This is a genomic window from Sphingomonas sp. dw_22, from assembly GCF_018449795.1.
GTDB lineage: Bacteria > Pseudomonadota > Alphaproteobacteria > Sphingomonadales > Sphingomonadaceae > Sphingomonas.
Genome location: NZ_JAAVVE010000002.1, coordinates 59882 through 82283, shown reverse-complemented (window position 1 = coordinate 82283; position 22402 = coordinate 59882). Strand labels below are relative to the sequence as shown.

Sequence of the window (22402 nt, the reverse complement as noted above, 5' to 3'; positions counted from 1 at the left end):
GCCCCGTCCAGGAAAAGCAGCAGAGGCGCCTTGAGGCCGAGCTCGCAGCCAAGACCACCTTCAACTGGTTGCCGACGAGTTCATCAAGATGGAATGGGAGGGGAAGTCTCCCGCTACCGTGAAGAAGCCGAGGTGGTTCCTCGAATTGCTGGGAGCATCGCCGACCGGCCGATCGCATCGCTGACACCGTACGAACTCCTCGACGTGCTGAAGCGGGTAGAGCGTCGTGGCCATCACGAAACCGCGCTTAGGCTTTGGGCATTTGCCGGCCGGGTCTTTCGCTACGGTTTCGCGACACTGCGCACCGACCGAAATCCGGCTGACATCCTGCGTGGGGTGTTGACGGTCCCGAAGGTCAAGCATCATGCCGCGATCGTCGATCCGCAGAAGGTCGGAGAGCTACTGTGAGCGATCGAGGATTATAAGGGGCGGCCCGAGACGCTCTTTGCCCTGCGACTGGCGCCCCACGTTTTCCTGCGACCCGGCGAACTGGAGCGAGATCGACTTCGCGGACAAGGTCTGGCGCGTGCCGGCGGAACTAGGCGAGGATGTCGCGCTTTGCGCGGAGCGAGGGCAGCGGACGTTCGCATCCGGCGACCGGATCATGCTCCTCAAGAATGAGGGCAGCATGGGCGTGAAGAACGGATCGCTCGGGATCGCCCAGAGCGTCACCGACGCGCGCATGGCGGTGATGCTCAATGACGGTCGCGCAGTGGCGCTCGACCTAAAGCACTATAACCAGATCGATCCCGGCTACGCCGCTACGATCCATAAGACGCAGGGCGCCGCCGTCGATCGTGCGCATGTGCTGGCGACGCCGGGCCTCGACCGACACGCCGCGTATGTCGCGCTGTCGCGGCACCGCGACCGTGTCGACCTTCATTATGGCCGCGACGATTTTGACGAAGCCTCGAAGCTCGTGCGTGCGCTCTCACGCGATCGCGCCAAGGGCATGACTTCGGATTACACGCGCGACTTCACCGATCGGCGGCAGATACGGCTGCCTGAGCCTGCGGTTGAGAAAGCGAAGCCCGCTCCGGCACGCGATCCATTCGTCTGTCTCGATCTACGGCCCGTATGCGTTTGCAGCCGAGCTCTGTTGAGCATGGATAAAAATGCCTCATCCGTAAAATAAGCCTGCCGAGCGATAGCGCTCGTAAACGACAGCAGGTGGTGGATATTTGTCGACGAGCATTCGTGGTTCTTGCCCGCCCGACAGATGTCAGTTCATACACATGCCGTTCTGTGGCCGAACTGGCCCGAGGCGTGGGGGAGGGGGAGATCGTAATGCTTGACCGTCGCCTTTTCGTGCAGGGCGCTTTGTGTGCGAGCGCAACGCCTGCCGCGGCCCAGATTACGGCTCGTCAACGCGCACGCAGCCGGAATTCCCGCCACCGGACGCGCACAGTGTCTGGCTCGTCGGCGACGATGCGCCTCGAACTCCAGCACAGATGTCCGCGCGGCTGGCCGAGCTTGTCGGCGCGCCTGGCGCGGCGCGCGACAGCTATCTGAAGGGCGGTGCGGTCGAAGCGCTGGAGACGGCGTTCGCGGCACTGCTCGGCAAGGAGGCCTGCGCCTTCTTCCCGACCGGCACGCTGGCCAACAACGTCGCGGTGCGAGTGCTGTGCGACGACGACCATCATGCCTTCTGCCAGGAGGACAGCCATCTCTACCGCGACGAGAGCGACGCGGCGCAGCGGTTGGCCGGGATCAACCTCGTGCCGCTGGGCGCCGGTCGCGCGGTGCCGACGCAGGACGAACTGACCGCCGCGTTCGATGCGGCGGAAAAGGGGCCTTACCCGCTAAAGGTCGGCGCGATCTCGCTGGAAAGTCCGGTGCGCAGGCTGCACGGCGAGATGATCCCCGCCGCGCGGATTGTCGAGATCGCCGCGCTGGCGAAGCGCCATGGCACGCCGATGCATCTCGACGGCGCGCGGCTGCTGCTCGCGCCGCCCTCGCTGGATGTGAAGGGCTATGTCGCGCCGTTCGAGACGGTTTATGTTTCGCTGTACAAATATCTGGGCGCGCCGTTCGGTGTGGTGCTGGCGGGGCTGGCGGCGACGATCGCCAAAGCGCGCGAATATCGTCACCTCTATGGCGGACTGGTCTATCAGGGCTGGGCGCCGGCGATGTTGGCATTGGACGAACTCCATAGCTTTCGCGCCATCATGGAGCGCGCGCACGGTGCGGCCGACGAACTGATCGCGCTCCTGGAAAAGAGCGGCAAGGTGAAGCGGCGGCCCAACCCCAACACCTCGAACATCCACATGCTCGAAATGCCACATGCGCTCGCCGAGGCGGCATTCGAACGAGGGCGGGTCGCCGGCGTGCGGATCGGACAATGGCAAGAGGGCATCGTACCTCTCTACGTCAACCAGACCATCCTGAGGCGCCCGGTAAAGGCATATGCCGGGCTTTTTCTCGGCTAAAACCATTCACGCGTGCCCAATCTGAAGGCGTTCAAGTCACCGTTCAAGCATTGGCTGAGACGTTGTTGGCGCAAATGGGAGTATAGCCGCAATCTCCGGATCGTACTCTAAAGCTGCTGGCGGTTAGCGTATCGGCTGCAGCCGATACGTGCCCAAAGCCAGCCTCCAGCGACCAAATCGCCGCGCCCAAAAACTGTCATGCGTTCATCTCCGAAATCCTGCCCGCGCGGACGGCGGACATTGGGACTTTGCTGTCGTTCGCAGTGGCCGCGGCGTATGACCGCTGTTGTCAGGAGCGGACATAACGGCTTCGGCTGATCGGTCAGCCGCACGCGAAAGTCTGGCCGTAAGTCGCTTGATCGCTTTTCGGAAGGTCGTGGAAGCGGGCATGGATTGCGATCGTTTAGGCCTCGTTGGGGATGCCGATCTCGTCAGCAAGCTGGACTGGGGTGTGCAATCGGATGGCCGAGACCAGGCCTCACGTCGCTCTGCGACGAGCCAGAGGCGCAGGGGCGGCAGCATTGACCGTCCAGTCGCCTACGATCCGATAACGCCACTGGTTGGCATCGTGGACGGTATGCGTCCGTGCGTTGCGCCAGTGCCGATCGAATCCGAGTGCACGATCGGTGGATGCCGAACCCGTGAGCGCGAACAACTGGTTCGCGGCCTCGATCGCCACGTCTTCAGCCAGAGCCTTCACCCCTGATGCCGCAACCACCGCAGCGGCGGACGCGGATTCGACATTGCCCCGGCGCGCATTGTCCAGTGTGCGTGCCGCATGCGCGAGGAGCGCCTCGAGCGCATGGAGCTGTGCGAGACCCTGGCCGAGATCGGCGAGGACATAGGGATCCTCCTGCGCCAGGGTTACGCGGGCGCCATGGCGGGGCCGCTTGCGGGCGCGAAGCGCCGCGAGAGTGTCGGCCCAGGCGTTTCCGGCGATCCCGACATCGATTGCGGCATGCATGAGCGTCAGGAACGCATGATGCAGGGTCGCGGCCGGTCCCTTCGGCCAGGGCGCGACGATCTGATCGGGGGCGAGGTCGACATCGTTGAAACGGACCGTGCCCGAAAACGTCACGCGCTGGCCGATCGGATCCCAGTCGCGCAGCACCTCGACGCCTGCGGCATGGCGCGAGACGAATGCATAGACCGTGCGATCCTCCTCATCGAGGGCGGCGACCGGGATCCAGTCGGCCATCAGCGCGCCCGTGCAGTAATATTTGGTCCCTCTCAGCCGGTAGGCATCGCCGTTGCGATAGACGCCTGTCTTAATGTCGAGGACCGAACTCGTGCCGCGCTCGGCCTGGGCGTTGCCGAAGCGCGCGCCGTCCAGAAGCTCGGCAAAGAAGAAGCGCTGCTGTTCAGGCGTGCCGCATTCGCGCAGCACATTGGCGCATACGAAATGGTTCTGCGGTACCTGCCCGATCGCCGGGTCCGCCGCGGACAATATCCGGAAGACCTCGGCCACGGTCTCGAACGAAACATCGGCACCGCCCTGTGCAGCCGGGACCGTGATGCCGAGCAGCCCGGCCTCGGACAAGGCATTCATCTCGGCGATCGGCACCAGCTGGTCGCGGTCGCGGTCGATCGCGCCCTCGGCAAGACCCTGTGCTACACGGCGCGCGGCGGCGATCGCTTCCGCGTCGGTTCCGATTGCCGCGGCGCGATCGCGCGGATGCGCGAAACCCGACACCAGGCCGGTCACGGCTCGATCCCGTCGACAAGATAGGCGCGCCCGATCGCTTCGAAGCGCAGATGGTTGTCCTCCTCCGCAGGTCGAGGTTCGCGACGGGCACTTGCGGGGAAGGCTGCCGAAATCGCGTGCAGCAGCGCAACTGCCAGGGCTTCCGCTTCCAGTCCCGGCCCCAGCGCACGAACTGCCTCCAGCCGCGTCTGCAACCGCCCGATCTTGAGGAGCGAACCGGGATCGGCATTGCGCCCGTCCGCACGCAGCTTCGCGGCAAGATCGTGCAGCAGCCGATCCGCCTCGGCCACAGGATCGGCCTGGACGATCGGAATCTCGCTCCGGGCGGGGTTCATATGACCGGCGGCGCGTCGACGACGTTGCGGCGATAGGCGGGCCGTTCGCGCAGACGGGCGTAATACTCCTCGATCGCAGGCAGCGCCGGGCGCTCGATCGGTAGCTGGAACCAGCGGTTGATAATCATGCCCAGCGGAATGTCGCCGATCGTCAGCGTGTCTCCGGCGACATAGGGCCGGCCGCCGATCACGCCCGCCAATCGCTTCAGGATCTTGTCCGATAGTTCGATATGGGCGGCGATCTCGGCATCGGTGCTCGGCTGCCACCGCATCACCAGTTTGGAAAAGAGCGGATTGATCGCGGGTTTGGCGGTCGTGTCCGCCCAATCCATCCAGCGATCCGAGAGCGCACGGGCGGCCGGATCCTCCGGCCACAGGCTGCCCGAGCCATAGCGCGCGGCCAGATACCGGACGATGGCGTTGGATTCCCACAGCACGAGGCCGTCCGACGTCTCGAGGGTCGGCACCAGGCCATTGGGGTTCTTCGCCAGATATTCCGGCGTGTCGACGACACTGAACGACCTGCCTGCATCGACCTGCCGATAATCGACGCCCAGCTCCTCCAGCGCCCAGAACACCTTCTGGGCGCTGGAGGAGCTGCGGCGGGACAGGATCGTGATCGTCGGCGGTGTGTCGATGGTTTGCGGTGCGGATTCAGGCATCGGTTATTCCCAGTTCGGCGAGCAATGCGAGTTTGAGGGCGAGCAGGTCCGGGTCGGCGCGATGGCGCGGGCGCGGCAGCGGCACGATCTGCTGCGAGGCGAAGCCCCCGTCGCGCATCACCAGGATGCGATCGGACAACAGGATGGCTTCCTCGACATCGTGCGTGACGAGCAGGGCGGCGAAGCCGTGATCGCGCTGGAGGCGCGCGAGCAGCACCTGCATGCGGATCCGCGTCAGCGCATCGAGCGCGCCGAACGGCTCGTCGAGCAGCAGCACGCGCGGATTGGAGAGCAGCGCGCGCGCGAACGAGACGCGCTGCGCCTCTCCCCCCGACAGCGTCGCCGGCGAATCGTCGATCCGCTCGCTCAGGGCCACTTCCGCCAGCACGCCGCGCGCGCTCTCGCGTCGTTCGGCTTTGCGCCCCTTCCGGCCGAGCGTGATATTGCGCCAGACATTGCGCCAGGGGATCAGCCGGGCATCCTGGAAGACGAGGTTGAGCGAAGGGTCGCAATGCACCGTCCCGGCGCTCGGGCGATCCAGACCGCCGATCAACCGCAGCAGCGTCGACTTGCCGCACCCGCTCTTGCCGATGATCGATACGAACTCGCCGGGGGCGACGGTCAGATCGATGGCGCCAAGCACCTCTCGCGTGCCGAACTGCCGGCGCAGCCCGCGCACCTCGATGACCGGCGCACGCGTCCCGCCAGGGGCAGATGCGGCGACGATTTCGCCGACGACGCTCATCGGTGCGCCTCGCTTGCATGCCAGCCGATCAGGTTGCGCTCGGCCAGGCGCACGACGACATCGATCAGGATGCCGATGAGCGCGTAGAGAAACAGGCAGGCGACGATCGTCGATATCTGCGAGAAAAGTCGTGCCTGCATCGTGACGAAGCCGATGCCGGAGCGGGCGTTGAACTGCTCCGCGACGATGAGCGACAGCCAGGCCCCGGCCAACGAATAACGGGCGCCGATCAGCAGGCCCGGCAGCGCCCCCGGCAGCGTGATGCTCGTCAGCCGTTGCCATGGGGTCAATTTCTGGACCATCGCCAGCTCGTGCAGCCGCGGATCGATGCCGCGGATCGATTTGTAGAGATTGAGGTAGATCGGGAAGAAGCTGGCGAGGGCGATGAGCGCGACCTTCGGCGCCTCCCCGATGCCGAACCAGATCAGCAGCAGCGGGATCAGCGCGAAGTGGGGCAGCGCCCGGAATGCCTGGAACGTCGCGTCCAGCCCGGTTTCGGCGCGCGACGACAGGCCGACGATCGTGCCGAAGACCATTCCCAGGCCGCCGCCGATCAGGAAGCCGAGCGCGGCACGTTGCAGCGATTTCGCGAGCGACGGCCAGAGCACGTCACGATCGTTGAGGTCGGACAAGGCGCGCACGACGCCGGCCGGCGAACTCGCATAGCTTTCGGGCAGCAACCCGCTCGACACCGCGATCTGCCAGAGCAGGACAAGCGCGACGGGCACCGCCGCGCGCGCAGCCAGCCGGGAATGCGCGCCGGTCATGCCGCCAGCACCTTGTCGAATCTGCCGTCGACACCCTCGGCCGCGTCGATCCACGCGGGGATCAGCTTCTGCGCCAGGAAGGCGTCGGCGATGCGCTGATTATAGGCGCCGATGGCGCCCGTTCCGACCGGCGCGAGCCCCTTGGGCACGGCCTTCCATAACGACGCCGCGACTTGCGGCGTGACGCCCAGTTCCTTGACGGCGTGCGCGACGAACTTGTCGGGATTGGCGGCGGTCCAGCGGGTATGCTGCGAAAGCGCCTTCAGGAAGGTGGCAACGGCGTCCGGCCGATCGCGCACCGTCTCGTCGGTGGCGACATAGTAGAGCGCCGAGTTCGTCAGGCCGCCATTGTTGAAGAGTTCGCGCGCGCCCTGGGTCAGGGCAACCTGCGTGGCCGGAGTGGTGGTCACGATCGCATCGACTTGCCCGTTGAGCAGCGATGTCAGCGCATCGGGGCCGTTGAGCGAGACCGGCACGATATCGCCCTGCTTGAGGCCGGCGCTGCGCAACGCGCTGATCAGCAGCCAGTGCGAATTGGTGCCTTCGACGAACGAGACCTTGCGGCCCTTCAGATCGGCAATCGTCCGAAGCGGCGCATCCTTGCGCACCAGCATGCTGGTGAGCAGCGCGGGCATCGTCGATCCGACGACCTTGACCTTCTGCCCGGCCGATTGGGCGAAGATCGGCTGCACCTCGCCGGTTTCCCCGACATCGACTGCGCGTGCGATCACCGCTTCCAGCACGTCGTTGCCGCTCTCGAACGGGAAGAGCTTGATGGCCGATCCCGTGAACTGGGGATCGATCGCCAGGTCGACGATCGGCCCCTGGGTGCGCAGATAGCCTATGCGGATCTCGCCATTCTTCGCGGTGCCCCCACCCTTGCACGCCTGCAGCATGGCGAGCGCGGCGAAGGACAGGACGAACTGGCGGCGTGTCGGGTCGATCATGGTCGGTTTCCCCTTCAAGGCGGTGCTTCAGAAAGCCTTTGTGATGCCGACGGTGATGTTGGCGCCCATGCCCGGGAAATAGGCGGCGCTGTCGACACCGCGGGCGTTGTAGACGGGCGAGACGAAGGCGGTGTACCGTTTGTCGGTCACATTCTTGCCGTCGACGAACAACTGCCAGCTCTTGTCCTTGCTCGACCAGCCGGCGCGCAGGTCGAGGATGGCATATGGCTTCACCCAGATCGTGTTGGCGAAGTCGGCGGCGTAGCGGTTGAGCAGGATTTCGGTGCCGACACCGGCGAAAAGGCCGGAGTCATGGTCGATCCGCAGCGCGCCCTGATACAGGCCGCGTGGAACCCCCGGCAGGTCGGCCGTCCCGAAGTCGGGCTCGTGGCGGTAATGGAAATCGTTGATCGTCAGCGATTGCTGGGTGCTCAGCGCGAAGCCGCCGGATTTCCATAGCGTGCCCTCGGCTGCCGCTTCGATGCCCTGATGGATCGTCGGGCTCTTGGCGTTGGTCGCGATAATCACCGCCGGGGTCGAGCCCACCGCCGGCGAAACCTGCACGTTGAGCAACTCATCCTTCACCCAGGTACGATACAGCGCCAGGCTCCAGTTGAAGCCGCCCAGCTTCCCGCGCGCGCCCGCCTCGGCCGTGTCCTGCACCTGCTCGCGAATATCGGCATTGTAGGTGTAGAGCCCACCGACAAGCTGTGGCAGCGCGTGGGAGATCGGCGCTTCGACCGAGCGGCTGTAGTTGGCGAACAGTTCGATCCCGCCGCCGGCTTCGAAACGCGCGCCGACACGGGGGGTCAGGTTGAAATATTCCTGATCGCGGAAATCGCGCGTCGGTAGCGTGATATGGCTCGCGCGCGTCTGATCGATCGCGGCCAGGCCGGTGGTCAGCCAGAGCCGATCGGCGAGTTCGAGGTCGTTCTTGATGAGGAAGGTCGCGTCGACGCCTTTGAACGAGACCCGCTGGCGCAACGTCGAGAGGTCGGTGCTGAACTTGCGATTGTGCGAGCCCGGCAACAGCGCCGAAAACAGCACGGCGACTTCGGTCTTGCTCGATCGCCCGAACAACGTGTCCTCGCGATCATAGCGCAGCGAGGCGGCGATATCCTCGATGTTCCAATAGTCGGGGACCGCGATGTTGATGTTGCGAACCTTGTAGCGCTTGTACGCCACGCCGAGCTTGAGCGACGATGCGTCACCCAGCGCCCAGTCGACGGTAGTGCCCAGCAGCAGCGAGTCGGGATTTTTGCGGCTGCCCGTCGTGCTGCTGTTGGCGCGGGGATCCGCTTCGATCTGCGCCCGGGTCAGCGCCGATGTCATCTTGGTGTCCTGGTCGGCGTAGATGAAATAGAGCCGTGCCTTCAGATCGGGCGTGATCCTGTATCCGGCATCGGCGACCAGGCGCAGGCTGCGCGAGTTGCTGTGGCGGCGGAAGCCGTCCATCGCGAAGCGCGTTCCGGAGACATAATAGTCGAAATCGCCCCGCACCGCGCCGGAGCTGATCTGCTGGCGATTATAGCCGAAGGATCCCGCTTCGGCGCGCACCAGCAGCGGCGCGGAATCATAGCCGGTATGCGGCACATAGTTGATCGCACCGCCCTGGGTGGTGGGCGAGTAATCGAACGCGTTCGCGCCGCGATAGACTTCGATATAATTGTTCGCGAGCGCCTCATAATATTCGTAGGGGCTGCCCTCCGCGGTGGTCATCGGCAGGCCGTCGATCAGCATCTGGATGCCGGTGCCCCAGGCGAAGGGGCTGCGGATGATGCCAGATCCGCGCATCGAGAAGCGTGTCGCTTCCCCTCCGGTTGCGGTCTGGGCGAGCAGGCCGGGCTGGAAGCGAAGCGCATCCCCGATATTGGCCGCGCGGCCGTTCTCGACCTGGTCTGCCGAGATGACCGAGGCGTTGCCCGCAATCACATCCACATTGGTGATTCGATTGCGGGCCTGGACGACGATCTCCTCGTTCGAGCCGGCCTGAACTTCCTCCACCGGCAGCGCAGCGTCCTGTGCCCGCGCCTGCGCTATCGGCCACATCGCCGGAACAAGCGCCACTGCGGCTGTCAGTTTCTTCCCCACTTTGCCTCCCGAGCTTTTGGATTCGATCAAGGAGTCCGCCTGCCTGCGATCGATGCGGGCGGCAGCCCAATGGGAGCCGGTTATATCCTATCAGATTAGTAGGAGATTCAAGTTCTGGTTCGCGGCGGCCAAGTTTTTCAATCCATTCAGGACCGATTTCCCCTGTTACCCGACGCGAGCGCAGGCGCCCGGGCGCTTTTCACCGTGCGCTGCTAGTTGGCGCCCAGCTTCGAGGAACCGTATGAGCGACCCCCGTCAGATCATCCTGAATCTCAATCCGATGCCGGGCGGCTTCTCCGCCGGCGGCTGGCGAACGGGCGAGCGCCCGCCCGAATATTATGCGAGCATTGATCATTTCGCCGAAATCGCGCAGATCGCCGAGCGCGGGAAATTCGACGGGTTCTTTCTGGCGGACTTCGCATCGTGGAGCGCGGAGGGCGTACATCGTCCGCCGCGGTTCCTCGATCCGGTCGTGGTGCTTTCCTACCTCTCGGCGCGCACCAGCCATATCGGCCTCATCGCGACCGCTTCGACCAGCTACAACACGCCGTACAACCTGGCGCGCCGGCTGATGTCGCTCGATCATGTCAGCAACGGCCGCTTCGGCTGGAACTTCGTCGTCACCGCCGGAGACGATGCCGCCCGCAATTTCTCGCTCGCCGCTGCGCCGCCCAAGGAGGCACGATATGCGCGCGCCAGGGAGTTCGTCGACGTCGTGCTGGCACTATGGGCCAGCTGGGATCAGGACGCGCTGATCGCCGATGTCGACAGTGGGGTCTATGTGGATGCGGCAAAGGTCCACGCCGTGGATTTTGCCGGCGAGCATTTCCGGATTCCCGGTCCGCTCGTGACGGGCCGGAGCCCACAGGGCGCGCCGATACTCGTGCAGGCTGGCGGATCGCCGATGGGCACCAAGCTGGCCGCACGATACGCCCACGCCGTCTTCACGGTGCAGAATGACATCGACATCTCCCGCGCCTATCGCCGCGAACTGCGCGATCGGGTCGCCGAACAGGGCCGCGATCCTGATACCGTCAAGCTGCTGCCGGGCGTGGTCACCGTCGTCGGCCGAACGGCCGAGGAAGCGCAGGAGCGCGCCGCCTATCTCACCAATCTCGTTCCGCTCGACGTCCGGCTCGGCAGCCTTGCGCACCAGCTCCAGTTGCCGCTGGATGCCCTTTCACGGGATATCGATGGCGAACTGCCCTGGGACTTGGTGCCCCCCGACGCCATTGTCGGCCACGACCATCGCGCAACGCTGCTCAAGAGCGCGCGCGATCGGTCGCTGACGATCCGCCAGTTGATCGACCAGCCATCCTCCACGCACCTGAATGTGACCGGTTCGCCGGAACAGATCGCCGACACGCTGCAGCACTGGTTCGAAACCGACGCGGCCGACGGGTTTAACATCATGCCGGCTGAACTGCCGAAGGGTGTGTCGGATTTCGTCGATCTGGTAGTCCCGATCCTGCAGCGACGCGGTCTTTTCAAGCGGGAGTACAGCAACGTGACGCTGCGCGACCGCTATGCCGGCCAAGCGGAACATGCGTGAAATATGCTTCATGCCGACCTACTGTTCGAACCGGCAGCAAGGCCTGCCCAATGCCGGCCTTTTGTTGTCCGGCGATGGCGCCCTGAAAACGGTCGTTCCGGGACGCCATCACACTCGAAGGCGCTGGTCCATCAGGTCGTTCTGGAAGCGGGGCAGTCGGATCGATGAGGCCTGCCTCGCAGTTCGCGCCAGAAGCCGGTGGGAATGCTCTCGTTCAGCGCCACACGGTCTTCGCCGATCCGGCCCGGCCGGCTGGCCCCCGGATCACTGTCGCGACCGCCGGGTTGGCGAGCACGAACTGCAGGCCCGCCGTCTTCATGCTGATGCCGTGGTGGTCGGCAAAGAGCGGAATTGCCTCCTGATGGAGGTGCCACCCAAATAGTTCGCCGTTCGCGAACATATGGCCGAGCCGTTGTCGTCCATACCGGGAGATGGAACGAGTGGCTTCGATCCGCAGAGCGTTCTAGGTTCTGCCCGCAAGCGGAGGCGGGACACCATGAACGATCGAGGTAACGGGTCACAGCTTCGCCATGAAGTGGCTCTCCTGCCGTCGCGCAAAATCGCCGAGGAAGTGATTCACGCTCTGATCGCTGACGGCTTTGCGCCAGGTGACATAAGTCTGTTCGTGCAAGCTCCGGTCGATGAAACGGCGGAGTCACTGCGCGACGGCCGGATTGATGAGGCCATCGAGGTGGGCGGGGAAAAGGGAGCTGGACTCGGGGCCGTGGCCGGGGGACTCGGCGGCGTCCTGGCTGGATTTGGCCTGCTGGCCATTCCGGGGATCGGCCCGACGCTCGCCGTTGGTCCGCTCGCGGCGGCGCTCACCGGAACTATCTCGGGTAGTGCTTTGGGCGGTCTTGCCGGATCGCTGGTCGGGCTCGGCATTTCCGAAGTGCAGGCGAAAGCTGCCGAGCAGCATCTGAAGGCCGGTCGTGCGATACTTATCGTCCAGTGCGGCGACCGGCGCGAAGAGGCGCTCGCAGTTCTTCGCGCAAAGGGGCACTGTGTGTGAATCCGGGCTAGATCGCCGATGCGGCATTTCTCTTGGCGCATTCACCGGATCGCCCGCCTGTCCGGGCACGCCACGAGTTTATCATGCGCGTGGCGATATCGGCCATCTTAGCGCGCCGCGTCCAGCGCCCGCTCGACTTCGGCGAGATTGCGTAGCGTCGCGACGAGGCTGTCCGGGTTGAGCGAAATCGAGTCGATTCCCTGCTCGACTAGAAAGCGCGCGAACTCCGGATAGTTGCTCGGGGCCTGCCCGCAGATGCCGACCTTCGTTCCGCAGGCATGCGCGCGGCGGACGAAGTCGGCGATCATCCTGGTCACCGCGGGGCTGCGCTCGTCGAACAGCGGCGCCAGCACGTCGGAATCGCGATCGATGCCGAGCATGAGCTGGGTGAGGTCGTTGGAGCCGATCGAGAAGCCGTCGAAATGGGCGGAGAATTCCTCGGTGAGGACGATGTTCGCGGGAATCTCGCACATCATGTAGATCTCAAGACCGTTTTCGCCGCGCACCAGCCCGTTGGCCGCCATTTCCGCGAGGACGAGGCGGGCCTCCTCCGGCGTCCGGCAGAACGGCACCATGACGACGACGTTCTTGAGGCCGATCGTCTCGCGCACGCGCTTCAGCGCCCGGCATTCGAGCGCGAAGCCCTCGCGATACCGCTCGTGATAATAGCGCGAGGCACCGCGGAACCCGAGCATCGGATTCTCCTCGCGCGGCTCGAAATCGGCGCCGCCGAGCAGCCCGGCATATTCATTGGTCTTGAAGTCGCTCAGCCGGACGATCGCTGGATGCGGATGGAATATGCTCGCTATCTTGGCGATGCCGAGCGCGAGCGTGGACACGAAATATTCGCGCGGATCGGCATAATCCTCGGTCAGCGCCGCGATCCGGCGGCGCGCGGCCGGAACGGTCACCCGCTCGGGATGGACGAGCGCCATCGGGTGGACGCGCACCTGGTTGCTCACGATGAACTCCATCCGCGCAAGGCCGACGCCCCGGGCGGGCAGGCGCCACCAGGCGGGCGCCGCATCGGGATCGGCAAGGTTGAGCATCAATTCGGTGCGCGTTTTCGGCAGGGCATCGATCGCGATCTCGGTACTGCTGAACGGTAGCAGCCCCGCGAAGACCCGGCCTTCCTCGCCCTGCGCGCACGAGATCGTGATCTCGTCGCCATCGGCGAGCAGGCGGGTGGCATCGCCGGTGCCGACCACGGCGGGTACGCCGAGTTCGCGGCTGACGATGGCGGCATGGCTGGTCGAGCCGCCATGATCCGTGACGATCCCGGCGGCGCGGCGCATCACCGGCACCCAATCGGGATCGGTCATCTCGGTCACCAGGATCGCGCCATCGGGGAAGCGTTCGATATCGCGCGCGTCGCGGATCAGGCAGACCCGGCCTGAAGCGATGGCCTGGCCCACCGCCGAACCCTTGACCAGGGGCTTGCCGGTGGCGGCGTCGAGCTGCCAGTGCCGGAGCGCCGTTCCGGCCGCCGCCGCATGCACCGTCTCGGGGCGGGCCTGGACGAGGAACAGTTCGTCGGTCTCGCCGTCCTTGGCCCATTCCATGTCCATCGCGCGGCCGTAATGCGCCTCGACCGCGACCGCCCAGCGCGCCAGCGTCACTATCTCGTCGTCGTCCAGGACGAGCGCCTGGCGCTCCACCTTGCTGGTCCTGACGATGCGCGTGCCGCCGCCATGGGCGCCGTAGCGCATCTTGCGGGCCTTGCCGCCGCGCTTGCGCTCGATGATCGGGCGGGCGCCCGGATCCGACAGCAGGGGCTTGAACACGCGATAGAGATCGGGATCGACCGATCCCTGGACCACCGGCTCGCCAAGGCCCCAGGCGGCGCTGATCGAGATCATGCCGGGAAAGCCGGTCTCGGTATCGAGCGAGAACATCACGCCCGATCCGGCCAGATCGGCGCGCACCATGCGCTGGACGCCAATGGACAGCGCGACCGCGAAATGATCGAAGCCCTTGGCTTCGCGGTAGCTGATCGCGCGATCGGTGAAGAGCGATGCGTAGCAGCGGCGGCACGCCGCGATGAGCGCTGTTTCGCCGCGCACGTTGAGGAAGGTCTCCTGCTGCCCGGCGAAGCTGGCGTCGGGCAGATCCTCTGCCGTCGCGCTCGATCGGACCGCCACCGCGATGCCGTCGCGGCCGACGCGCCGGCAAAGGTCGCGATAGCCCTGACGCACCGCCTGCTCGACGCGGGCGGGGAGATCGGCATTCCCGATCAGCGCGCGTATCGCTTCCCCAGTGTCGTGGAGCGACGTGCTGCCGGCGCGATAGCCATGGATCGCGGCGCGCATCGCCGGATCCAGCCCCGACTCGGCGATCAAGGCGCGATAGGCGGCGGCGGTGACCGCGAAGCCCTCCGGGATGCGCACGCCAGACGGCCCCAGGTGCCGCACCATCTCGCCGAGGGACGCATTCTTGCCGCCGACCTGGGCGACGTCGCCGATCCCCATCGCGTCGAACGGCAATATCAGGGGATCGGGAGCAGCGGCGGCTGGAACGGGGCCGGGCGAGGCGATTCGGGCTGCGTGCGTCATGGGGCGCAGCATGAAGGCTCGGCCAGTCGTGGCGATACGCAATGTCCGCAGGCTCGAGCCGATGTTGCGCGCTCCGGCGGCTCGCCCTCGTCGCAGCGGTCGAGGTGCCTGCGATTACGGCATCCGGGAGATGAGGGCCGCTGGGGCGAGAACTACGTAGGTGTGCCTATTCAGCGGCGGGTCGCATCGCCTTTATCAATACCATCACAATGTTGGAGCAAGCGAACATCCGCGAAACGGGAGCCAAGGCCGAGCGATCGCTATCGGCACGCCCGATGGAGGGGGGGCAGGGCGGCCCGGGTGTGGATCATGCATCCGGCAAGCCCTGGCATTCCGAATCCGAGGAACGCGTGCTCGCGATGCTCGATGCATCGCGAACTGGCTTCACGCCTGAAGAGGCCGCGCAGCGGCTGGCGCGATATGGCCCGAACGCGTTGCCGGGGGCGACGCGCCATCACCCGGTCCTGCGCTTCCTGAAGCAGTTCCGCAGCGCGCTCATCTACTTCCTCCTGGCGGGCGCGGCGGCGGCGATGCTGCTCGGCCATGGGATCGATGCGGCCGTCATCCTGGTGGTCGTGCTGGTCAACGCGATCGTCGGCTTCGCCCAGGAGGGCAAGGCCGAGCAGGCGCTGGACGCGATCCGCGACATGATCGCCCCGCATGCCGTGGCGCTGCGCGACGGCGTGCGCACCCAGGTCGCGGTGCGCGATCTCGTCCCCGGCGACATCGTCCTGCTGGAGGCGGGCGATCGCGTGCCCGCCGACCTGCGCCTGCTGCGCGCGCGCGGCCTGCTGATCGACGAAGCGGCCCTGACCGGTGAATCGGTGGCCTCCGAGAAGAACGAAGCCGTCGTCCCGGCCGAGGCGTCGCTCGGCGACCGCTCGAACATGGCCTTTTCCGGCACGCTGGTCGCGGCGGGGCAGGCGACCGGCCTGGTCGTCGCCACCGGCACCGCGACCGAGATCGGCCGGATCAGCCGGCTGCTCCAGTCGGTCGAGATGCTGACGACGCCGCTGCTTCGCCAGATCGAGCGCTTCGCCCGCCGCTTCACCGCGATCGTCCTTATCGGGTCGGTCGCGCTCTTCGCCTTCGCCGTGCTGGCCCGTGGCTTCGTCTGGGACGAGGCGCTGATCGCAGTGGTGGCGCTTGCGGTCGGGGTGATTCCGGAAGGGCTGCCCGCGGTCATCACCATCACGCTCGCCATCGGCGTCCGCCGGATGGCGAGCCGCAACGCGGTGATCCGCAAGCTCCCCGCGGTCGAGACGCTGGGCGCCACCTCGGTCATCTGCTCCGACAAGACCGGAACCCTCACCCGCAACGAGATGACCGCGCGGCAGGTCGTCACGACCGCGCACCGGCTGATGGTCGGAGGCTCGGGCTATCGTCCCGAAGGGGAGATCATCGCCGAGGGCACCGACGACGATGCCGAGGCGCTGGCCGCGGCGATGCCCGTGCTGCGATGCGGCCTGCTTTGCAACGATGCGCATCTGCGCGAATCTGCCGGCCAGTGGCATGTGGACGGTGATCCGATGGAAGGCGCGCTGGTGGCGCTGGCGATGAAGGCCAAGCTCGATCCGGCCGATGTACGTGCCGAATGGCCGCGGATCGACGAGATCCCGTTCGATGCGGCGCACCGCTTCATGGCCTCGCTGCACCGCTCGCCGACGGGCGAGGCGTTCGCGTTCGTCAAGGGCGCACCCGAAGCGCTGTTCGGCATGGCGGCCGCCCCCGATCTCGATTTCTGGAACGCGCGCATCGCCGAGGCGGCCGGCGAAGGCGAGCGGGTGCTCGCCTTCGGGATGAAGCGGCTTCCTGCCGGCACCGAGCACCTGGGCTTCGCCGATGTGGCCGGCGGCGTCGAACTGCTCGGCATCATCGGCTTCATCGATCCGCCGCGGCCCGAGGCGACTGCGGCGATCGCCGAATGTCGTTCGGCCGGGATCGAAGTGAAGATGATAACCGGCGATCACGTGACCACGGCGCTCGCCATCGCCCGCCAACTCGGCCTAGCCGACGATCCGCAGGCGATCACCGGCGCGGAACTCGACGGGCTGTCCGACGCCGAACTCGCGGTGCTGGTCCGGCGCGTCTCGGTCTTCGCGCGCACCAGCCCGGAGCACAAGCTCAGGATCGTGCGTGCGCTCCAGGCGGACGGGGCGATCGTCGCGATGACCGGCGACGGGGTGAACGACGCGCCGTCGCTCAAGCAGGCCGATGTCGGCACCGCGATGGGCCGCAAGGGTACCGAGGCCGCCAAGGAAGCCGCCGAGATGGTGCTGCTCGACGACAATTTCGCGTCGATCGTCAGTGCCGTCCATGAAGGGCGCACGGTCTATGACAATATCCGCAAGGTGACTTCGTGGACGATCCCGACCAACGGGGGCGAGACGCTGGTGGTGGTGCTTGCGATCTTCGCCGGCTTCGCGCTGCCGATGACGGCCACGCAGATTCTCTGGGTCAACCTGATCCTGGAGGGAACGCTGGGCCTGGCGCTCGCCTTCGAGCCTTCCGAGCCCGGGGTGATGCGCCGCCGGCCGCGGCGTCCCGATGCGCCGCTGCTTTCGTCTTTCCTGCTGTGGCGGGTGGTGCTCGTCTCGGTGCTGCTCGCGGGCGCGGCGCTCGGCGTGTTCTTCTACGCGCTGGACGCGGGCCGCGACATCGCGACCGCGCGCACGATGGTCGTCAACATGCTGGTCGTCGGCGAGATCTTCTACCTCTTCAACGTGCGCTATCTGCACAAGGGATCGATCAGCTGGCGCGGCGCGCTCGGCACGCCGGCGGTGCTCGCGGCGATCGGCGTGGTCGTCGCGGGCCAGCTCGCCTTCACCTATGCGCCGTTCATGAACGAGATTTTCGCGAGCCGTCCGCTGAGCCTTGCCGACGGCGCGCTGATCGTCGGGATCGGCATCGCGCTGATGGTGCTGCTCGAAGGCGAGAAGCTGCTGATGCGGCGGATCGGCTGGTTCGAGGAGCTTTCGGAATGACCCCGGGGACAGGGAGACGCATGATGACCGAGGCCGGCTGGATGAATGGACTGCCCGCGACGATCCTGCTCGCGACCGACTTCAGCGCGCGTTGCGACCGCGCGCTCGATCGCTCGGTGCAGCTTGCCGGGCAATGGGGAGCGCGGCTGGTCGTGGTGCATGCCGTGGAGGCGGGCGAGGCGCAGGATATACCGGGCCGATCGGACCTGCCTTCCTGGCGGCGCCCGCCCGGCCCCGAGCGGGTGGCACGGGATCGTCTGCAGGAGGATCTGGACGGCTTGCCTGGGACGATCGACTTTCACGTCGAGACCGGCCGGCCCGCGGAAATCGTTCTCGCCGCCGCGGCGCGCGAAGGGGCGGGGCTTATCGTCACCGGCGTCGCGCGCGACGAACCGCTCGGCCGCATGCTGTTCGGCGACACGGTCGACCGGCTGATGCGCAAATCGTCCATCCCGCTGCTGATCGCCCGAAGCCGGGCGCGTGCGCCGTATCGCAATATCGTCGTCGCGACCGACTTCTCGTCGTCCTCGCGGCATGCGCTGCAGGCGGCGACCCGCTTCTTCCCCGATGCGGACTTCACGCTGTTCAACGGCTATGACGTACCCTTTGCGAGCTATCTGAGCGCGGACGAGGTCAAGACCGGCTTCCGGCGCATGGAGCAGGAAGTCGCCGACCGTTTCCTCGCCGAAGCCGACATCGCCGATGCCGTGCGGAAACGGATCAACCGGCTGATCGAGCACGGCGCGCCGGAGACGCTGCTCCACGACTATGTGCGCGACCACCGCGTCGATCTCACCGTCGTCGGGAGCCATGGCGGCGGGGCGATCTACGAACTGCTGATCGGCAGCACCGCACGCAGGATGATCGACGCAGTGCCGGGTGACGTCCTGCTCGTGCGTGATCCCCGCGCCGCCTGACATGACAGGGTCGCCGCGATGACGGCGCTGGTCTGGTGTGCCATCGGCCTCGTCCTGCTGATCGTCGGGGCCGAGCTTGTGGTGCGGGGCGGCACGCGCGTCGCCGCGCGGCTCGGTGTCCCGCCGCTCGTCGTCGGCCTCACCATCGTCGCGATCGGCACCAGCACGCCCGAACTCGCGGTCGGGATCGACGCGGCGTTGCGGGGCGAGAGCGATCTTGCGGTCGGCAACATCGCCGGCACCAACATCGTCAACATCCTGCTGATCCTGGGAATGAGCGCGCTCATCCGGCCGCTGGCGATCCGGATGCAGACAATCCGGCTCGATCTGCCGATGATGGTCATCGCGTCGCTGATGCTGATGGCGATGGCCTGGGACGGCACCCTCACGCGGACAGAGGGGATCATCCTGACCGCATCCGGCCTGGCGTATACCGCGACGCTCCTCCGCGTCGCACGCCGCGAGGGCCACAGCGTCAAGGCGGCCTTCACCGACGAATTCGGGGTGGAGCCGGATCCGACACCCGTCCCCGAGACGCTGCTGAGCCTCGGCGGACTCGTGGCCGGAATCGTCGTGATCGTGATCGGTGCGGACTGGCTGGTGGACGGCGCGGTGGCGCTGGCGCGGCAATGGGGAGTCTCCGACGCCTTTATCGGCCTCACCATCGTCGCCATCGGCACGTCTGCGCCGGAGCTGGCCACGACGATCGTCTCGACGTTCCGCAACGCGCGCGACATCGCGATCGGCAACCTGCTCGGCAGCAGCGTCTACAACATCCTGTTCATCCTGGGCGTCACCTGCATCGTGCCGGATTCGGGAATCCAGGTGGGGCGGGCGCTGATCCTCATCGATATCCCGTTGATGACCGCGGTGGCGCTCCTCTGCGTGCCGGTATTCATCAGCGGCCGCCGGGTCACTCGCCTCGAAGGTGCGTTGTTCGTCTCGGCCTATGCCGCCTATCTGGCCTATCTGATCGCGGCCCGGACATGACGGGATTCCGCCGGCGGCTCAGACGGGTTCGAGTTCCTCGCACGATGAGATCTCGAACGCGAGCGGCGTGCCGTCACGCTCGGTGACGGTGACATATTCGCCGATCCGCAGCGGATGCGCCTCAAGGTGGAACAACGGCTCGTCATCGGCATCGCCCGGCGCATAGGAAAAGGCCCAGCCCTTGTTTTTGTGGACGAGAAGCCGTTGAGCTCGGGCTCATCGGGCCAGGAGCGCAGCACCGTCGCGCGCTCGGGCGCGGCGCGCACCGCTGCGCTGTCGATGATCTGCTGTTCGTCGAGTGGCACGCGCAGCAGATAGCAACGCTCGCGCGAACCTTCCGGAAATTCGCGCGTGCGCGCGAGGTCGAGGCGGATCATGTACCAAGGCATTCTGCAGTTCTTCTGCGAAGCCGTCCGGAGCGGAATTGGTGATGTTACTTAGCGCGAGGTCCAGAAAACCCTGCGCATTTCCATGCGCTGTGACAATTCGGCGATCGAGATGGGGAGTCTACCTACAGACCGATGCCGTGGTTCAGGGGAACGTGATCGACGGACGCACGAACGATTCCGTCCCGCTGCATGCGACGGAAGTGCAGTTTGGGGGAAAACGCCGCGATGCTGATGGGATCGTTTTCAGGCGAACGGTGACGAAGCAGGGATGCTGATGGAATGATGGCTCGCAAGAGTGAGTCCGGATCCGTGCCTGGCAAGGTGACCGAGGAACAGGTTCCCGTCACCGACCACACGCTGTTCCTTCGTCCCGAACCTGACCGGGTGGTCCTTCGGCCCTTCGTCCCGGCAGAAAATGGTGGCGGTGATTCACCTGCCCGGACCCGCGTCGGGCGCATTCTGGAGCGAGTTCTCGGCCTCGCCGAGGAGGATTTGCGAAGCGAGCTCGACCGGGTCATCTCCAGCCTTGCAGGCCGTCACCACGATGTCGAGCGCGTGCTCCGGCGGCGCTTCTATGACATGGTCGAGCCGGTTGTCGGGCCTCGCAGCGTCAGCTCCGATCAGGCGCTGCTCGTCGCGGCCTATTTCGTCGAAGAATATTCCTTCGAAGCGGTGGCGCTGTTCAATCCAAGCATCGTCGCGCATCCCGATCAGTCGGGGCTAGAGGCCGGCGCCGTGCGCTTCATCCTCTCGTTGCGCGGCGTCGGCGAGGGCCATGTCTCCTCGATCATCTTCCGGACCGGCGAGTTCACCTGTCCGGAAGGATTCGTCGTCAATCCGGCGAGCCCATGGGCGATCTCGCCCACCATCGAACACATCCCCGGCGGCGCGGCAGACGACCCCGGACTCAGGCTGGTCTATGCCGGATGCCAGGATCTGTCGCAGGTCGTCATCTTCCCCATCAGCTTCCATCAGCGGCATGGGATCGAGGATCTGAGGCTCGTCCGGTTTACCGAAGAAGACGGGCACTCCGTCTATCTGGGCACCTACACCGCCTTTGGCGGCGATACGGTGCGGCAGGAATTGCTGCGAACGGCTGACTTCGTGACATTCGAACTGAATGCATTGCGCGGGAAGCTCAGCGCTACCAAGGGCATGGCGCTGTTTCCGCGAAGAATCTCAGGTCACTACGCCATGCTCGGCAGGCACGACCATGAGAATATCTGGCTGCTCAAATCGAACGATCTCTATAATTGGGACAGCGGCGATATCATCGTTTCACCACGCTGGCCGTGGGAGTTCGTGCAGATGGGCAATTGTGGTTCCCCGATCGAAGTCGATGAGGGGTGGTTGTTCATTACCCATGGTGTCGGCGCGGTTCGGAACTATTGTCTTGGTGCGTGTCTGCTCGACAAGGCGAATCCATCGAAGGTGATCGCGCGCTCGACGCGCCCGCTGATACGTCCGAGTCCGGCCACCCGCGATGGCTATGTGCCCAATGTCGCCTATAGCTGCGGCGCAATGGTCGTCGAACGGACGCTTCTGTTGCCCTACGGCGTCGCCGACTCCTTCACGGCCTTTGCGACGATGCCGTTGGAGCGACTGTTCGGCACGATGGAATAGACGCCGATTGATTTGCTGCCCATTCTTCGCCCTTCCGACCGGTTCAAGCGCTAACTGCAGGTTAGGCCTTTGGTTTACCGAGTGACCGGAGCCTGATAGGGTAATTTCGGCATGGCGCGTCGTATCACCACCATGCGCTGCAGCGCTCCCGGGCCGCAGCTTGAGCGGCTCCTGAGGTCGTTCTGCTCGGCTGCGACGGCATGGGTCTTCGTGCTGACCGTGCTGTTCTGTGCGGTGATGCCGGCGGGGTTGCCGCATACGACGTCGCAGGGATCAGCTTTCAATCCGGCCACGACAAGCGTCGCCCTTCGCGCGAATGGGCCGGAACGATTCGTCGTAAAGCAAGGGATCGCGCGCGATCCGGCCGAACGCTGGCATGACCCTCCTGTTATGCTCTTTTCCGGATTCGCGGTGGCGACCGGCCCATTGCCGATCTTGCCGGTATTGGTGCAGCCCGGCGGCACCGGAGTCGAAGCATCGATCCTCCATGCCCAGGCGTTGGCGAGACTGCGCCACGCACGCGAGCCTCCGATCGTCTGACCTGCCCGGCGCGTCTATGCGTGCCTTTGGACCTGCGGCGGCAGGTCGCGTCTCGGTCTGTCGTCGCTTGCTTCTCGCCCTGATGAGAGCGGCCGCAGACATGCGTGCGGCCCATGGAGGGTTCCATGAAGAAGAGAATGAACAAGCGACCGCCCTGGTGGT

At 65.8% G+C, this 22402-nt stretch carries 19 protein-coding genes and 1 pseudogene; 11 read left to right on the top strand and 9 right to left on the bottom strand.

All coding sequences use genetic code 11. The annotated features are described in order from the left end of the window. The first annotated feature begins 93 nt into the window (after nt 1-93). From HB724_RS01235 to HB724_RS01225, 3 genes and pseudogenes are all read left to right on the top strand, one after another. Nucleotides 94-408 carry a hypothetical protein gene (locus tag HB724_RS01235; RefSeq protein ID WP_213979080.1) on the top strand — a complete coding sequence of 105 codons (315 nt, stop codon included), beginning with the start codon at nt 94-96 and terminating at the stop codon, nt 406-408. Between the two features lie 103 nt (nt 409-511). Beyond that, nucleotides 512-973: pseudogene (locus tag HB724_RS01230) on the top strand (Ti-type conjugative transfer relaxase TraA); the annotation flags it as partial. A gap of 478 nt (nt 974-1451) precedes the next feature. After that, complete coding sequence (locus tag HB724_RS01225; protein WP_213979078.1) at nt 1452-2429, top strand: beta-eliminating lyase-related protein; 978 nt, start codon at nt 1452-1454, stop codon at nt 2427-2429. 478 nt (nt 2430-2907) lie between these two features. On the opposite strand, the gene HB724_RS01220 is transcribed toward HB724_RS01225, so the two are convergent. Genes HB724_RS01220 through HB724_RS01190 form a run of 7 tightly spaced genes read right to left on the bottom strand, consistent with a single transcriptional unit; the run spans nt 2908 to nt 9681 of the window. After that, complete coding sequence (locus HB724_RS01220) at nt 2908-4134, bottom strand: SfnB family sulfur acquisition oxidoreductase (RefSeq protein WP_213979077.1); 1227 nt, start codon at nt 4132-4134, stop codon at nt 2908-2910. Next, the gene (locus HB724_RS01215; RefSeq protein ID WP_213979076.1) at nt 4131-4469 is read right to left on the bottom strand and encodes a hypothetical protein; all 339 of its coding nucleotides are present in this window, start codon (nt 4467-4469) and stop codon (nt 4131-4133) included. The genes HB724_RS01220 and HB724_RS01215 overlap by 4 nt, the downstream gene beginning before the upstream one ends. Next, entirely contained in the window at nt 4466-5131 is a 666-nt protein-coding gene (locus tag HB724_RS01210; protein WP_213979075.1) for a glutathione S-transferase family protein, read from the bottom strand. The genes HB724_RS01215 and HB724_RS01210 overlap by 4 nt, the downstream gene beginning before the upstream one ends. Next, on the bottom strand, nt 5124-5876 hold the full coding sequence (locus tag HB724_RS01205; protein ID WP_213979074.1) for an ABC transporter ATP-binding protein: 753 nt from the start codon (nt 5874-5876) through the stop codon (nt 5124-5126). Before HB724_RS01205 ends, HB724_RS01210 begins: the two co-directional genes overlap by 8 nt. Next, nucleotides 5873-6643, bottom strand: a complete 771-nt coding sequence (locus HB724_RS01200) for an ABC transporter permease (RefSeq protein ID WP_213979073.1) — start codon at nt 6641-6643, stop codon at nt 5873-5875. The genes HB724_RS01205 and HB724_RS01200 overlap by 4 nt, the downstream gene beginning before the upstream one ends. Continuing rightward, a complete protein-coding gene (locus HB724_RS01195) occupies nt 6640-7590 on the bottom strand; it encodes an aliphatic sulfonate ABC transporter substrate-binding protein (RefSeq protein WP_213979072.1) in 951 nt (316 codons plus the stop codon). Before HB724_RS01195 ends, HB724_RS01200 begins: the two co-directional genes overlap by 4 nt. Nucleotides 7591-7617: 27 nt before the next feature. Further along, a complete protein-coding gene (locus HB724_RS01190; protein WP_213979071.1) occupies nt 7618-9681 on the bottom strand; it encodes a TonB-dependent receptor in 2064 nt (687 codons plus the stop codon). A 241-nt stretch (nt 9682-9922) separates the two neighbouring features. On the opposite strand from HB724_RS01190, the gene HB724_RS01185 reads away from it, so the two are divergent. Further along, a complete protein-coding gene (locus tag HB724_RS01185) occupies nt 9923-11233 on the top strand; it encodes an NtaA/DmoA family FMN-dependent monooxygenase (protein ID WP_213979070.1) in 1311 nt (436 codons plus the stop codon). 214 nt (nt 11234-11447) lie between these two features. Here the strand turns inward: HB724_RS01185 and HB724_RS20325 are convergent, their stop codons facing one another. Next, nucleotides 11448-11633 carry a hypothetical protein gene (locus tag HB724_RS20325; protein ID WP_256731235.1) on the bottom strand — a complete coding sequence of 62 codons (186 nt, stop codon included), beginning with the start codon at nt 11631-11633 and terminating at the stop codon, nt 11448-11450. Nucleotides 11634-11729: 96 nt separating this feature from the next. Here HB724_RS20325 and HB724_RS01175 point away from each other — a divergent pair, with 96 nt between their 5' ends. Next, nucleotides 11730-12245: a hypothetical protein gene (locus tag HB724_RS01175; protein WP_213979069.1), complete on the top strand. Its 516-nt coding sequence runs from the start codon at nt 11730-11732 to the stop codon at nt 12243-12245. A 107-nt stretch (nt 12246-12352) separates the two neighbouring features. Here the strand turns inward: HB724_RS01175 and ppsA are convergent, their stop codons facing one another. After that, nucleotides 12353-14797: a phosphoenolpyruvate synthase gene (gene ppsA / locus HB724_RS01170; protein ID WP_213979068.1), complete on the bottom strand. Its 2445-nt coding sequence runs from the start codon at nt 14795-14797 to the stop codon at nt 12353-12355. A gap of 302 nt (nt 14798-15099) precedes the next feature. Here ppsA and HB724_RS01165 point away from each other — a divergent pair, with 302 nt between their 5' ends. The 6 genes from HB724_RS01165 (at nt 15100) to HB724_RS01135 (ending at nt 22240) form a co-directional block, all read left to right on the top strand. Further along, nucleotides 15100-17781 (top strand): HAD-IC family P-type ATPase, encoded by a 2682-nt coding sequence (locus tag HB724_RS01165; protein ID WP_346344642.1) that lies wholly within the window; start codon nt 15100-15102, stop codon nt 17779-17781. 23 nt (nt 17782-17804) lie between these two features. After that, nucleotides 17805-18698: a universal stress protein gene (locus HB724_RS01160; protein ID WP_213979067.1), complete on the top strand. Its 894-nt coding sequence runs from the start codon at nt 17805-17807 to the stop codon at nt 18696-18698. Between the two features lie 18 nt (nt 18699-18716). Beyond that, complete coding sequence (locus HB724_RS01155) at nt 18717-19688, top strand: calcium/sodium antiporter (RefSeq protein ID WP_213979066.1); 972 nt, start codon at nt 18717-18719, stop codon at nt 19686-19688. Between the two features lie 114 nt (nt 19689-19802). Next, nucleotides 19803-20006, top strand: coding sequence for a hypothetical protein (locus tag HB724_RS20320; RefSeq protein ID WP_256731234.1), 204 nt, complete (start codon nt 19803-19805; stop codon nt 20004-20006). Between the two features lie 350 nt (nt 20007-20356). Continuing rightward, nucleotides 20357-21700, top strand: coding sequence for a glycoside hydrolase family 130 protein (locus HB724_RS01140; protein ID WP_256731233.1), 1344 nt, complete (start codon nt 20357-20359; stop codon nt 21698-21700). Between the two features lie 111 nt (nt 21701-21811). Continuing rightward, nucleotides 21812-22240, top strand: a complete 429-nt coding sequence (locus HB724_RS01135; protein ID WP_213979064.1) for a hypothetical protein — start codon at nt 21812-21814, stop codon at nt 22238-22240. Nucleotides 22241-22402: the final 162 nt, after the last annotated feature.

What these genes read in the sequence shown, in the direction of transcription:
- HB724_RS01235 (WP_213979080.1), top strand. Translation starts at nt 94, where the DNA reads ATGGGAGGGGAAGTCTCCCGCTACCGTGAAGAAGCCGAGGTGGTTCCT.
- HB724_RS01225 (WP_213979078.1), top strand. Translation starts at nt 1,452, where the DNA reads ATGTCCGCGCGGCTGGCCGAGCTTGTCGGCGCGCCTGGCGCGGCGCGC.
- HB724_RS01215 (WP_213979076.1), bottom strand. Translation starts at nt 4,469, where the DNA reads ATGAACCCCGCCCGGAGCGAGATTCCGATCGTCCAGGCCGATCCTGTG.
- HB724_RS01210 (WP_213979075.1), bottom strand. Translation starts at nt 5,131, where the DNA reads ATGCCTGAATCCGCACCGCAAACCATCGACACACCGCCGACGATCACG.
- HB724_RS01205 (WP_213979074.1), bottom strand. Translation starts at nt 5,876, where the DNA reads ATGAGCGTCGTCGGCGAAATCGTCGCCGCATCTGCCCCTGGCGGGACG.
- HB724_RS01200 (WP_213979073.1), bottom strand. Translation starts at nt 6,643, where the DNA reads ATGACCGGCGCGCATTCCCGGCTGGCTGCGCGCGCGGCGGTGCCCGTC.
- HB724_RS01195 (WP_213979072.1), bottom strand. Translation starts at nt 7,590, where the DNA reads ATGATCGACCCGACACGCCGCCAGTTCGTCCTGTCCTTCGCCGCGCTC.
- HB724_RS01185 (WP_213979070.1), top strand. Translation starts at nt 9,923, where the DNA reads ATGAGCGACCCCCGTCAGATCATCCTGAATCTCAATCCGATGCCGGGC.
- HB724_RS20325 (WP_256731235.1), bottom strand. Translation starts at nt 11,633, where the DNA reads ATGTTCGCGAACGGCGAACTATTTGGGTGGCACCTCCATCAGGAGGCA.
- HB724_RS01175 (WP_213979069.1), top strand. Translation starts at nt 11,730, where the DNA reads ATGAACGATCGAGGTAACGGGTCACAGCTTCGCCATGAAGTGGCTCTC.
- ppsA (WP_213979068.1), bottom strand. Translation starts at nt 14,797, where the DNA reads ATGACGCACGCAGCCCGAATCGCCTCGCCCGGCCCCGTTCCAGCCGCC.
- HB724_RS01160 (WP_213979067.1), top strand. Translation starts at nt 17,805, where the DNA reads ATGACCGAGGCCGGCTGGATGAATGGACTGCCCGCGACGATCCTGCTC.
- HB724_RS01155 (WP_213979066.1), top strand. Translation starts at nt 18,717, where the DNA reads ATGACGGCGCTGGTCTGGTGTGCCATCGGCCTCGTCCTGCTGATCGTC.
- HB724_RS20320 (WP_256731234.1), top strand. Translation starts at nt 19,803, where the DNA reads ATGCGCCTCAAGGTGGAACAACGGCTCGTCATCGGCATCGCCCGGCGC.
- HB724_RS01140 (WP_256731233.1), top strand. Translation starts at nt 20,357, where the DNA reads ATGATGGCTCGCAAGAGTGAGTCCGGATCCGTGCCTGGCAAGGTGACC.
- HB724_RS01135 (WP_213979064.1), top strand. Translation starts at nt 21,812, where the DNA reads ATGGCGCGTCGTATCACCACCATGCGCTGCAGCGCTCCCGGGCCGCAG.